The organism is Streptomyces sp. RLA123 (assembly GCF_056270165.1).
This window is the reverse complement of sequence record NZ_JBWDOR010000003.1, coordinates 2,847,191-2,860,082: the sequence shown is the minus strand read 5'-3', so window position 1 is coordinate 2,860,082 and position 12,892 is coordinate 2,847,191. Positions and strand designations below refer to the sequence as shown.

General features: G+C 70.9%; 10 protein-coding genes, 1 tRNA gene and 1 pseudogene. 11 read left to right on the top strand and 1 reads right to left on the bottom strand.

What is annotated here, in order from left to right:
* The first annotated feature begins 8 nt into the window (after positions 1–8).
* The 4 genes from RV983_RS12705 to RV983_RS12690 all read left to right on the top strand — a co-directional run bounded on the left by RV983_RS12705 (position 9) and on the right by RV983_RS12690 (position 3,075).
* Entirely contained in the window at positions 9–182 is a 174-nt protein-coding gene (locus tag RV983_RS12705) for a helix-turn-helix transcriptional regulator (protein ID WP_475990303.1), read from the top strand.
* A complete protein-coding gene (locus RV983_RS12700; protein WP_475985897.1) occupies positions 179–1,552 on the top strand; it encodes a tyrosine-type recombinase/integrase in 1,374 nt (457 codons plus the stop codon). The genes RV983_RS12705 and RV983_RS12700 overlap by 4 nt, the downstream gene beginning before the upstream one ends.
* A 415-nt stretch (positions 1,553–1,967) precedes the next feature.
* Positions 1,968–2,717, top strand: a complete 750-nt coding sequence (locus tag RV983_RS12695; protein WP_475985896.1) for a glycine-rich domain-containing protein — start codon at positions 1,968–1,970, stop codon at positions 2,715–2,717.
* 199 nt (positions 2,718–2,916) lie between these two features.
* On the top strand, positions 2,917–3,075 hold the full coding sequence (locus tag RV983_RS12690; protein ID WP_475985895.1) for a hypothetical protein: 159 nt from the start codon (positions 2,917–2,919) through the stop codon (positions 3,073–3,075).
* Positions 3,076–3,223: 148 nt separating this feature from the next.
* On the opposite strand, the gene RV983_RS12685 is transcribed toward RV983_RS12690, so the two are convergent.
* Positions 3,224–3,295: transfer RNA gene (locus RV983_RS12685), tRNA-Arg, on the bottom strand.
* Between the two features lie 219 nt (positions 3,296–3,514).
* Here RV983_RS12685 and RV983_RS12680 point away from each other — a divergent pair.
* The 7 genes and pseudogenes from RV983_RS12680 (at position 3,515) to rho (ending at position 12,598) form a co-directional block, all read left to right on the top strand.
* Positions 3,515–3,974, top strand: a pseudogene (locus RV983_RS12680) (response regulator).
* Between the two features lie 66 nt (positions 3,975–4,040).
* Positions 4,041–5,057, top strand: coding sequence for an ArgS-related anticodon-binding protein NrtL (gene nrtL, locus RV983_RS12675; RefSeq protein WP_475985894.1), 1,017 nt, complete (start codon positions 4,041–4,043; stop codon positions 5,055–5,057).
* A gap of 19 nt (positions 5,058–5,076) precedes the next feature.
* Positions 5,077–6,468, top strand: coding sequence for a diaminopimelate decarboxylase (gene lysA, locus RV983_RS12670; protein ID WP_475985893.1), 1,392 nt, complete (start codon positions 5,077–5,079; stop codon positions 6,466–6,468).
* 126 nt (positions 6,469–6,594) lie between these two features.
* Positions 6,595–7,929, top strand: coding sequence for a homoserine dehydrogenase (locus RV983_RS12665; protein WP_475985892.1), 1,335 nt, complete (start codon positions 6,595–6,597; stop codon positions 7,927–7,929).
* Positions 7,930–7,936: 7 nt separating this feature from the next.
* On the top strand, positions 7,937–9,025 hold the full coding sequence (gene thrC / locus RV983_RS12660) for a threonine synthase (protein WP_475985891.1): 1,089 nt from the start codon (positions 7,937–7,939) through the stop codon (positions 9,023–9,025).
* Positions 9,026–9,286: 261 nt separating this feature from the next.
* Positions 9,287–10,210: a homoserine kinase gene (gene thrB / locus RV983_RS12655; protein WP_475985890.1), complete on the top strand. Its 924-nt coding sequence runs from the start codon at positions 9,287–9,289 to the stop codon at positions 10,208–10,210.
* Between the two features lie 393 nt (positions 10,211–10,603).
* The gene (gene rho, locus RV983_RS12650) at positions 10,604–12,598 is read left to right on the top strand and encodes a transcription termination factor Rho (protein WP_475985889.1); all 1,995 of its coding nucleotides are present in this window, start codon (positions 10,604–10,606) and stop codon (positions 12,596–12,598) included.
* Positions 12,599–12,892 lie beyond the last annotated feature (294 nt).

Here is a 12,892-nt window from a genome sequence, read left to right as displayed (position 1 = left end):
ACGAATTGATGACCGTCCCGCAAATCCTTGCCGAGTTGGGAGGCGTCTCACGTCGCACCTTCTATCGCTGGCGTGAACTGGGTCAGGGGCCGGACGCCTTCAAACTGCCCAATGGGGAGCTCCGGGTATGGCGTAGTGACTTCATGTCATGGCTGCACCGGCTGGAGGGGACCGCCGCATGAAGTCCCTCGACGTGAAGGTGTGGGCCGTTCGCAAGCGGAACACCAAGACACCGTCCTACAACGTGCGCTGGTCTGTGGCCAGCCAGGTCTTCTCCGATACATTCCGAACCAAAGGTCTCGCCGAAAATTTCCGCTCCAAGATCCTGCGAGCAGCCCACGACGGAGAAGAGTTCGACTCCGGCAGCGGTCTCCCTGAGTCCATGGCTGAGAAGAAGGCCACGCTGACCTGGTACGACTTCGCTCTCAGGTACCTGGCGATGAAGTGGCCGTACGCTGCGCCGAATACGCGTGTCGGGATCAATGAATCGCTGGCGGCGGTGACCGTGGCGCTTCTGGATGACCGTCTCGGCAGGCCTCCGGAGGAGCTGCTCCGCAAGGCCCTGCGGAACTGGGCCTTCGTTCTGCCGGGGCCGAGCGATCGGGAACTGCCTCCGGAGATCTCCAACGCGCTGCACTGGGTGTCCAAGGCATCGCGCCCATTGGCGGATCTCGGCGACCCGGTGATCGGCCGTGCCGTGCTCGATTCCCTCAAGCTCAAATTGGACGGTACCGCCGCGGCTGCTGAGACCGTGCGCCGGAAGCGACGGACGCTCATCAATGCGATGCATTACGCGGTCGACCTGGGCGCGTTTTCCGAGAATCCGCTCTCGGGCGTTCGGTGGCAGAAGCCCAAGGTTTCCAGCGAGGTAGATCCCCGGGGTGTTGCCAACCCTCACCAGGCCCGCGCCCTGCTGTGTGCCGTGTCGTACATCGGCGGTTACCGCCGTGCCCGCGGCCGGCGCCTGGTGGGCCTGTTCGCCGCGATGTACTTCGGAGGTCTGCGCCCGGCCGAAGCGGTCGGCCTCGCCGATACAGACCTCACCCTGCCCGCCACTGGATGGGGCTCAGTTCTGCTGCATCGCACGCGTCCGAGCGTCGGCAAGCAGTGGACCGACTCCGGGGAGAGCCATGACGACCGCGGGCTGAAGAACCGGCCGGCCGAGGAGGTGCGGCGGGTTCCGATGCCTCCGCAGCTCGTGGCGATCTTCCGGGAACACCTCGACACCTTTGGAGTGGCCGACGACGGGAGGCTGTTCTTCAGCGAGGGCGGGGGAGTGGTCTCCTCGTCCTCCTACTACCGGGCCTGGCAGGAGGCTCGCCTGCTGGCGCTGCCGCCGGCGGTGGCTGCCTCACCGCTCGCGCGCCGCCCGTACGACCTGCGGCACTCGGCGCTGTCGACGTGGTTGAACGCTGGCGTGGACGCCACCGAGGTTGCCGAACGGGCGGGCAACAGTGTGGAGGTGCTGCTGAGTCGGTATGCGAAGTGCATCGACGGCCGGCAGGAGGTTGCGAACCGGCGGATTGAGGACCTGCTGCGCGAGTACGAGTGACGAGCCGCTGACTTCTGTGATCCTGGCCCCTGGACCTGTCCGGGGGCCTTCGTCGTTTTCGGGGGTTGGGCCTGGGCCGATGGGCCAAGATCCTGTCCACAGACTCCGCCCTACAGCCACTTTCTGCGGCGTACGGACGGCTGCGCATGTCGGCGACGGCTGAAAAGTCACCCAGTCGGCTACCGAAAGTGCACATCGTGTAACTCAGAGGAATTCTTGCTGTGGGTTCGTTGCTGCCCCACGGCAGCTCCCCTTCGGGGAGGCGGCGCGGGCCGCCCCTTGAGAGCCCATTCCTGGAGGTGACGTGTTGTACCGAATAACCAGGCCTCAGGCCTCGATACGGCGGCGACCAGGCTGTGTGCGCGTGTGGACGGTAGCCGCGAGCGTGGCACTGGCGTCCGGTGCCGTGACGGGTATGGCGTACGCCGATACCACGGGACATGTTGCGGCGGCCGAGGAGCATGACGCCCAGCAAACAGCCTTCTCGTGCTTCTCCGTCTCGGCCTCGCCCGGCTACTGCCCGAAGCCCCCGGGCCGCCCTGGCCCTCCCGGACCTCCAGGACCGCCTGGTCCTCCCGGGCCCGGCGCCGAGCACGACCTGTTGCTATTCCCCAGCAGCGGGCAGTTTGTCCCGCCCGCCGGGGTCACCAAGGTCTTCGTTCAGATTTGGGGCTCCGGCGGCGGTGGTGGTGGAGTAATCGGGAATCTGACTGTGGGCGCCGGCGGAGGCGCTGGTGGCTTCGCATGGTGTGCCGTACCCGTGCAGCCGGGGTCGACGTACGAGGTAACGGTCGGTCAGGGCGGGACCGGCGGGCCGCCCCTCATGCCCGGCACCGTCGGGTCGACCAGCACGGTGAGTGATCCCGGCGGCCAGATAGTCGCGAGCGCCACCGGCGGCGCCGGTGGGGGTTTTGCAGATCCCCCCCGCCCCACTCCTGGCGGGACCGGGGACTGTCCGACGGGCGGATTGGCCTACCAGGGCGCGGACGGCCAGCGGGCCGAGTTCGGTACCCCTCCACCAAACACCGGCCAGGGGGGCAGCCCCGGGGTCAACGGCATTGTGCCCGCGCCGCCGGGTGCGAGCCTGGGCGGTAACGGCGCGAGGGAAGCTTCAGCCATACCTGCCACAAACGGCGCTAACGGATACGTACTCATCTGGTGGTAGCCAACGCCATACGGTGGGCCCGGCGTGTCATCAGGCATACCGGGCCAGCCCGGCCAGGAGCCAACGGCCCCAGTGGCGTTCGCGTCGGCCGGTGGCTACCCCTTCTTGCAGACCGCACTGTCCGGGTAGCGCTTGGCGCCACCGATGCCGGTCGTCCGCGCTGGCGACGCTTGCCGAACGGGCAGGCAACAGTGTGGAGGTGCTGCTGAGTCAGTGCGCGAAGTGCATCGACGGCCGGCAGGAGGTCGCGAACCGCCGCATTGAGGACCTGCTGCGCGAGTACGAGTGGCGAGCCGCGGACTTCTGCGATCCTGGCCCCTGGACCTGCCCGGGGGCCTTCGCCGATTTCGGGGGCTGACCTGGGCCGACGCTTCAAGATCCTGTCCACGTACTGTCCACAGCCCCCGTCCTACGGCCACTTTCGGCGGCATACGGTTGCGCATACGCAAAGACCCCGCACTCAGCGTCTTGGCTGGTGGCGGGGTCTTTTGGCACCTCGTGCGAGGTGCCCCCGGCAGGATTCGAACCTGCGCACACGGCTCCGGAGGCCGTTGCTCTATCCCCTGAGCTACGGGGGCGTGTCGTCCGCCGTGGCGGTGACGGGTGAAACCTTACCAGTACGCAGGGGGTGACCGTGTACAGGGTTTCCCGAGGCGTCGGGCCCGCGTCGATCCCGCGTCAGGCCCGCGCCGGGCCCCCGTCGTCCGGCCGCAGCGCCCACCCCCGCCCACGCCTCCCGGCCATCCGCCCCGCGTCCTCCGGTCGGGGAAGAAGTGGGGAAAACGCGGACGCATCCCATGTCGCGCGCCTAGGCTTATGCGTGTGCCGGGCGCGTCCGGCCGGGTGCTTGTGGTCGACGACAACAAGGTCATCCGGCAGTTGATCAGGGTCAATCTCGAGCTGGAGGGCTTCGAGGTCGTGACCGCGGCCGATGGTGTCGAGTGCCTGGACGTCGTGCAGCGCGTGCGGCCGGATGTGGTCACCCTGGACGTCGTCATGCCGCGCCTGGACGGGATACGGACGGCGGCCCGCCTGCGTGCCGATCCCCGCACCCGCGACGTCCGCATCGTCGTGATCAGCGCATGCACCCAGGCCGAGGTCGAGAGCGGCGTCGCCGCCGGCGTGGACGCCTTCCTGGGCAAGCCGTTCGAGCCCGGCGATCTGGTGCGGATCGTCCGCGCGCTCACCGACATCCCGGGGAGCGAGGGAACGGGAGAAGAGGAAGAGGCCCCCGCCGCCAGCCCCGGCAGCGCCTGACCGGCCGTGCCCGAGGGGTGAAACCGGTTCGCGTGGCCACCCCTCTCCTCGCCTAGGCTTGCGAGCGTGACACCCGCCGAGCTCTCCCGCACCGTGCTGAGCGCGGTGCGACGTGCCGTCGAGGCCGGGGAGCTCCACCTGGCGGGGCCCGTCCCGGACCGGGTCGTCGTACGCCGGCCGCCCCGCCCCGGATGCGGGGACTACGCCACCAATGTGGCCCTGCAACTGGCGCCCCTCGCGGGGTCCCCGCCCCCCGCCGTCGCCGACGTCATCCGGCTCCGTCTCGCCGCCCTCCCCGGCATCGCGCGGGTCGACGTCGCCCATCCCGGGTTCCTCAACATCACCCTTGAGGGGGAGTCGTACGGCGCCCTCGTCGACCTGGTCCGCGAGCAGGGCCCGCGCTACGGCATCGGCCGCCACGACGCCCCCGCCGCGGAGCGGCCTCCCGCGGCGGAGCCGCCTCCGACCCCCGGGGCACCAGCCGGCGAGGCCCGCGCCGACATCCTCGCCGCCGCCCTGCGCCGGCTCCGTGCGGCCACCGGCATCACCCCGCCCGCCTGCCGTCCGCACCCCGTGCCGCAGACGGCGGACGACCTGCTCCGCACCCTCGGCCCCGACGCCACCGCCTGGGCCCTGCTGCGCCCGCCCGCCGAGGACGCCCCCCGCACCGACCCAGCCGAGCACCTCGCGCAGCGCGAGAGCAACCCCTTGTTCCGGGTCCGGTACGCTCACGCCCGTAGCCGCGCCCTGCTGCGCGGCGCCCACGACCTGGGCATCGAACCGCGCACCCGCGACGCCGGCCACCGCCACCCCGCGGAAGCCGAACTGCTCGGCCTGATCGCCGACTTCCCCCGCACCGTGGAGGCCTCGGCCCGGCACGGCGCGCCCGACCGGCTGGCCCGGCACCTGGAGCACACCGCGGACGCCTTCCTCCGCTTCCACGACACGTGCCCGGCGCTGCCCAAGGGCGACGAGAAACCCTCGGCCGTTCACGGGACCCGGCTGGCCCTCGCCGACGCCGCCGGGACCGTGCTCGCCAACGGCCTGACCCTGCTCGGCATCAGCGCCCCCCGACACCTGTGAGAGCGAAGAGCACCAGACGATGAGCCGATCCGCACACCCCGCCGGCCCCCGTTACGCCGACGTCCTCCCCGAGGGCCACTACGCCGCGCCGCCCGCCGACCTCAACGCCCTCGACCCGCGCGTGTGGGCCCGCACCGTCACCCGGGACGCCGACGGTGTCGCCACCGTGGGCGGACTGGACGTCCGGCACCTCGCCGAGGAGTTCGGCACCCCCGCCTACATCCTGGACGAGTCCGACTTCCGGGCCCGCTGCCGTGCCTGGCGCGAGGCCTTCGGCGACGGCGCCGACGTCTTCTACGCCGGCAAGGCCTTCCTGTCCCGCGCGGTGGTGCGCTGGCTGAACGAGGAGGGCCTGAACCTCGACGTCTGCTCGGGCGGCGAACTGGCGGTGGCGCTGTCCGCCGGCATGCCCGCCGACCGCATCGCGCTGCACGGCAACAACAAGAGCGGCGAGGAGATCCACCAGGCCGTCGAGGCCGGGGTGGGACGCATCGTGCTGGACTCGTTCCAGGAGATCGTCCGGGTCGCGGACACCGCGCAGCGCCTGGGCAGGCGGCAGCCGGTGCAGATCCGCGTCACGGTCGGCGTGGAGGCGCACACCCACGAGTTCATCGCCACCGCCCACGAGGACCAGAAGTTCGGCTTCTCCCTCACCGGCGGCGACGCCGCCGAGGCGGTACGCCGCGTGCTGCGCCTGGAGTCGCTGGAACTGGTCGGCATCCACTCCCACATCGGTTCGCAGATCTTCGACACCTCGGGCTTCGAGGTGGCCGCGCACCGCGTGATCGGGCTGCTGAAGCAGATCCGCGACGAGCACGGTGTGGAGCTGCCCGAGATCGACCTCGGCGGCGGCCTCGGTATCGCGTACACCCCGGACGACGACCCGCGCGAGCCGTACGAGATCGCCAAGTCGCTGGGCGAGATCGTCGCCCGCGAGTGCCGGGCGGCGGACCTGGCCGCGCCGCGGCTGTCGGTCGAGCCGGGCCGGGCCATCGTCGGCCCGACCGCGTTCACTCTCTACGAGGTGGGCACGATCAAGCCGCTGGAGGCGCTGCGCACGTACGTCAGCGTGGACGGCGGCATGTCGGACAACATCCGCACGGCGCTGTACGACGCCGAGTACAGCGTGGCGCTGGTGTCGCGGAGCAGCGACGCCGAACCGATGCTGGCGCGGGTCGTCGGCAAGCACTGCGAGTCCGGCGACATCGTCGTACGGGACGCCTTCCTGCCCGCCGACCTGGCCCCCGGCGACCTGCTGGCGGTGCCCGCGACGGGGGCGTACTGCCGCTCGATGGCGAGCAACTACAACCACGCGCTGCGGCCGCCGGTCGTGGCGGTCGGGGACGGCGCCGCCCGGGTGATCGTCCGGCGCGAGACGGAGGAGGATCTGCTCCGTCTCGACGTCGGCTGACGTGGAATCCCACAGACCGAGGGCCTGGTCTCGCGATCCGGACACGGCGTGGATTCTCCCGTCCGGTGCGTGAGACTGGGACCGTCCAAAGAGCTCGAAAGAGCCGAAAACGCGAAGCGAGGTCGGATGATGCGTACGCGTCCGCTGAAGGTGGCGCTGCTGGGCTGTGGAGTGGTCGGCTCAGAGGTGGCGCGCATCATGACGACGCATGCGGACGACCTCGCCGCGCGCATCGGCGCACCGGTGGAGCTCGCGGGCATCGCGGTGCGCCGTCCGAACCGGGTGCGCGCGGGTGTGTCCCCGGACCTGCTGACCACGGACGCGACGGCCCTGGTCAAACGCGGGGACATCGACGTGGTCATCGAGGTCATCGGCGGCATCGAGCCCGCCCGCTCGCTGATCACCACGGCCTTCGAGCACGGCGCGAGCGTGGTCTCCGCCAACAAGGCGCTGCTGGCCGCCGACGGGACCGCGCTGCACGCCGCGGCCGTCGAGGCGGGCGTCGACCTCTATTACGAGGCCGCGGTCGCCGGCGCCATCCCGCTGATCCGCCCGTTGCGCGAGTCGCTGGCCGGCGACCGGGTGGACCGGGTGCTCGGCATCGTCAACGGCACGACCAACTTCATCCTCGACAAGATGGACTCCACGGGCGCCGGCTACTCCGAGGCGCTGGACGAGGCCACCGCGCTGGGCTACGCCGAGGCCGATCCGACCGCCGACGTCGAGGGCTTCGACGCGGCCGCCAAGGCCGCGATCCTGGCGGGCATCGCCTTCCACACCCGGGTGACGATCGGCGATGTGCACCGCGAGGGCATCACCGAGGTCACCGCGGGCGACATCGCCTCGGCCAAGGAGATGGGCTGCACGGTCAAGCTGCTGGCGATCTGCGAGCGCAGCGCCGACGGCAGTTCGGTGACCGCCCGCGTGCATCCGGCGATGATCCCGCTGACGCATCCGCTGGCGAACGTGCGGGGCGCCTACAACGCGGTCTTCGTGGAGGCCGCGGCCGCCGGCCGGCTGATGTTCTACGGTCCCGGCGCGGGCGGTTCGCCCACGGCCTCCGCGGTGCTGGGCGATCTGGTGGCCACCTGCCGCAACAGGCTGGCGAAGACCACGGGGCCGGGGGAGTCGGCCTACGCGCGGCTGACCGTGCGCCCGATGGACGACGTGGTCACCCGCTATCACATCAGCCTGGACGTGGCCGACAAACCGGGTGTTCTGGCCCAGGTGGCCACGGTCTTCGCCGAGCATCAGGTGTCCATCGACACCGTCCGCCAGCAGGGCCGGGAGCAGAGCGGCACGGACGACAAGGGACGTCCCGTCGTCGACGGCGGCGAGGCCTCCCTCGTCGTCGTCACCCATCGCGCACCGGACGCCGCGCTCGCGGCCACTGTCGAGGCCCTGCGCAAACTCGACACCGTACGGGGCGTCGCCAGCATCATGCGCGTCGAAGGGGAGTGATCCAGCGATGAACGCAGTCTCCGCCGTCCGCGGCCCCGCCACCCACCAGTGGCGCGGCCTCATCGAGGAGTACCGGGAGCGCCTCCCGGTCACCGCGCGGACCCCGGTGGTCACCCTGCTGGAGGGCGGCACACCGCTGGTCCCCGCCCAGGTGCTGTCCGAGCGCACGGGCTGTGACGTGTACCTGAAGGTCGAGGGCGCCAACCCCACCGGTTCGTTCAAGGACCGGGGCATGACGATGGCGATCTCCAAGGCCAAGGAGGAGGGTGCGCAGGTCGTCATCTGCGCCTCCACGGGCAACACCTCCGCGTCGGCGGCCGCCTACGCGGTGCGCGCCGGCATGGTGTGCGCGGTGCTGGTGCCGCAGGGCAAGATCGCGCTGGGCAAGATGGGCCAGGCGCTGGTGCACGGCGCGCGCATCCTCCAGGTGGACGGCAACTTCGACGACTGTCTCGACCTCGCGCGCGGACTGTCCGACAAGTACCCGGTGGCGCTGGTGAATTCGGTGAACCCGGTGCGCATCGAGGGCCAGAAGACCGCCGCGTTCGAGATCGTCGACGCGCTCGGCGACGCCCCCGACATCCATGTGCTGCCGGTGGGCAACGCGGGCAACATCACGGCCTATTGGAAGGGGTACCGCGAGTACTCCGCGGACGGGATCTCCACCCGCAACCCCCGCATGTGGGGCTTCCAGGCGCTGGGTGCGGCCCCGATCGTGCTGGGCCACCCGGTCCTCAAGCCGCAGACGATCGCCACGGCGATCCGGATCGGCAACCCGGCGTCGTGGCGGTACGCCGAGGAGGCGCGGGATGAATCCGGGGGCCGCATCGACTCTGTGACGGATCGTCAGATCCTGTCTGCCTACCGGCTGTTGGCCGCACAGGAGGGCGTCTTCGTCGAACCGGCCTCCGCCGCGAGCGTCGCGGGACTGCTCAAGGCGGCCGAGGCGGGCGAGGTCGATCCCGGCCAGCGCATCGTCTGCACCGTCACCGGCAACGGCCTGAAGGACCCGGGGTGGGCGGTGGAGGGCGCCCCGCAGCCGGTCGTCGTCCCCGTCGACGCCGACGCGGCCGCCGACCGGCTCGGACTGCTCTGACCGTCCCGGCAGCAGGGGCGCACGGACCCGCTCGCGACACGCATCACGCGCTGTCCGTGCGCCCTATGTCGCAGCAGAACCTTCCTTCGATAGGCTGGCTTCACACCGGCGCCACTGCACGCCGTTTTGGCCCATGCCCATGGCATCGTCCCCCGCAGGGGATTGTCCTGGTACGGTCCCCCAAGTCCCCGCCCCCGTACGGCAACGATGCCCTCGTGCCGCGGGGCGGAACGCACTTGAAGCAAGGAGAGTCATCGAACGATGGCCGGACCCGCCTTCCGCGCCGCCGCCGTCCGAGTGCGCGTCCCCGCGACCAGCGCGAACCTCGGACCGGGCTTCGACGCCTTCGGCCTGGCCCTCGGGCTGTACGACGACGTCGTGGTCCGGGTGGCCGACTCCGGTCTGCACGTCGACATCGCGGGCGAGGGCGCCGAGACGCTCTCCCGCGACGAGAACCACCTGGTCGTACGGTCCCTGCGGACGGCCTTCGACCTGCTGGGCGGCCAGCCGCGCGGCCTGGAGGTCGTCTGCGCCAACCGCATCCCGCACGGCCGCGGCCTCGGCTCCTCCTCCGCCGCCATCTGCGCCGGCATCATGGCCGCCCGCGCCGTGACGATAGGCGGCCAGGACCGGCTCGACGAGGCCGCCGTACTGGAGCTGGCCAACGAGATCGAGGGCCACCCCGACAATGTCGCCGCCTGTCTGCTCGGCGGCTTCACCCTCGCCTGGACGGAGAGCGGATCCGCGCACGCTGTCCGGATGAACCCCCTCGAGTCGGTGGTTCCGGTGGTGTTCGTGCCGTCGAGGCCGGTGCTGACCGAGACCGCCAGGGGACTGCTGCCGCGCACCGTCCCGCATGTGGACGCCGCGGCCAACGCGGGACGCGCAGCGCTGCTCGTCGAGGCCCTGACCAGGCGCCCCGAGCTGCTGCTCCCCGCCACCGAGGACCGGCTGCACCAGGAGTACCGGGCTCCGGCCATGCCCGAGAGCGTGGCTCTGGTGAACTTCCTGCGCGCCGAGAGCGTCCCTGCTGTCATCTCCGGTGCGGGGCCGACGGTGCTGGCACTGGCGGCCGAGGACACCGCGGACAAGGTCTCCCTGCTCGCGGGAGAGGGGTGGGCGGCCAATCGCCTGACCCTCGACTCGGCAGGGGCGAGTGTGCTGCCACTTGCCGTGGGGCAGTGACACGATTGCCGGTCGAAGAGAGGGGGAATGTTTGGTGGATCGGGTAGTGTTAATCTCATTGCTGCACTCGCGGATTCAGGAACTCAACCACTGTTCCTGTTGTCCGGGTGCTCTGTGTCCCGCATCGGGACCGCCATTCTTCCGGGAGCCTCCCACACCGCATAGGCAGCCTGCCTGAGCAGTGCCGAGCACGCTCCGGAGTCGGCGCGGGTGACATTTCACCCGAGAGTGAACTCTCACCTCGCCGGAACTGTGTTTTGACTCGTTCCATCATTTCTCCGTCATCAGGCGGACCACCGCCCCGAATCCGGACAGTCATATGGACCGGATCCGGACAGCACAACCGGTCGCCGAGCCAGACAGGCCGACGTCCGCTCCAGGGAAGGACCCTTCGTGAGCGACACCACCGATCTGATGGGCGTACGCGCAGACAGCCCTGTCGCCGCGTCCGATGCTGCCGCGCCTGCCACCGGTGCTGCCACTGCCCCCGCCGCGCGGCGTCGCCGTGCGGGTACCGGTCTGGAGGGCATGGTTCTCGCCGAGCTGCAGCAGCTCGCCTCCGGTCTGGGCATCAAGGGCACCGCGCGGATGCGCAAGAGCCAGCTCATCGAGACCATCAAGGCCGCGCAGTCCGGCGGTCCCAAGGCCACTGCCGGCGAGGGCGCCGAGCCCGCCGCCGACAAGCCGAAGCGCCGCGCCACCTCGCGCACCCGTACGGGTGAATCCGGCGAGGCCCCGGCCGCCACGGGCACCGAGCAGCAGCCGAAGCAGATCGAGATCCCCGGCCAGCCGGCCGGCGAGAAGGCCGCTCCGGCGGCCAAGGCGGAGCAGGCAGCCGACGCGCGTGGTGACGGCCGGGGCGACGCCCGTGCCGAGGCCGCGGCCGACACGGCCGAGGGCCGTTCCGGCGGCGACGCCAAGGGCGGCGAGGATCGCCGCGAGAGCCGTCGTGATCGTCAGCGCGATCGTCAGCGCGACCGCCGCAAGGGCGGCGAGGACGGCGGCGGCCAGCAGGGTCAGCGTCAGCAGCAGGACGGCGGCGGCCAGCAGGGCCAGCGTCAGCAGCAGGGCGGCGGCGGCCAGCAGGGCCAGCAGCACCAGCAGCAGGGCGGCGGCCCCCAGGGCGGCCTGCAGGACGACGACGAGTTCGACGGCAACGGCCGCCGGCGCCGGGGCCGCTACCGCGACCGCCGCGGGCGCGGCACCAACCGCCGTGAGGAGTTCGCCAGCGAGCCGCAGGTCGCCGACGACGACGTCCTGATCCCGGTCGCGGGCATCCTGGACATCCTCGACAACTACGCGTTCATCCGGACCTCCGGCTACCTGCCCGGCCCGAACGACGTGTACGTCTCGCTCGCCCAGGTCCGCAAGAACGGCCTGCGCAAGGGCGACCACGTCACCGGCGCCGTCCGGCAGCCGAAGGACGGCGAGCGCCGCGAGAAGTTCAACGCGCTGGTCCGCCTGGACTCGACGAACGGCATGGCCCCCGACTCCGGGCGCGGGCGGCCGGAGTTCAACAAGCTGACGCCGCTCTACCCGCAGGACCGGCTCAGCCTGGAGACCGACCCGGGCGTCCTGACGACCCGGATCATCGACCTCGTCGCGCCGATCGGCAAGGGCCAGCGCGGTCTGATCGTGGCCCCGCCGAAGACCGGCAAGACCATGATCATGCAGGCGATCGCCAACGCGATCACCCGCAACAACCCCGAGTGCCACCTGATGGTCGTCCTCGTCGACGAGCGTCCTGAAGAGGTCACCGACATGCAGCGGTCGGTGAAGGGCGAGGTCATCTCCTCGACCTTCGACCGCCCGGCCGAGGACCACACCACGGTCGCCGAGCTCGCCATCGAGCGGGCCAAGCGTCTGGTGGAGCTCGGTCACGACGTCGTGGTCCTGCTGGACTCCATCACCCGCCTGGGCCGCGCGTACAACCTCGCGGCGCCCGCCTCCGGCCGCATCCTGTCCGGTGGTGTCGACTCGACCGCGCTGTACCCGCCGAAGCGCTTCTTCGGTGCGGCGCGCAACATCGAGGACGGCGGCTCGCTGACCATCCTGGCCACCGCGCTGGTCGAGACCGGCTCGCGCATGGACGAGGTGATCTTCGAGGAGTTCAAGGGCACCGGCAACATGGAGCTCAAGCTCGACCGGAAGCTCGCCGACAAGCGGATCTTCCCGGCGGTCGACGTCGACCCGTCCGGTACCCGCAAGGAGGAGATCCTGCTCGCTCCCGACGAACTGAGCATCGTCTGGAAGCTGCGCCGGGTGCTGCACGCGCTCGACTCGCAGCAGGCGATCGAGCTGCTGCTGGACAAGATGAAGCAGACCAAGTCCAACGCCGAGTTCCTGATGCAGATCGCGAAGACGACCCCGGGCACGAACAACGACTGACGCCCGGACGAACCACGGGGCGGGTCCCGGCACTTGAGTGCCGGGACCCGCCCCTTTTTCGCGAGGGGCATCGGCGGGAGGGCCGGTACGGCCGCCTCCCGCGTCCACGGCACTCCACCGGCCCGTCGGGAGCGGCGCGACCGCCGGGTGAGGGCCGACCGTGTGGCTCTGTGACCACGGGTCCCGGCGCGTCCTGGGACAGGGCGTACCGGGACCCGCTGTCATTACTGGTGTGCACGATCGCCAGGAACCCCGAGCCGTCCCCGGACGTCTCCCAAGGGGGGACATTTCGTC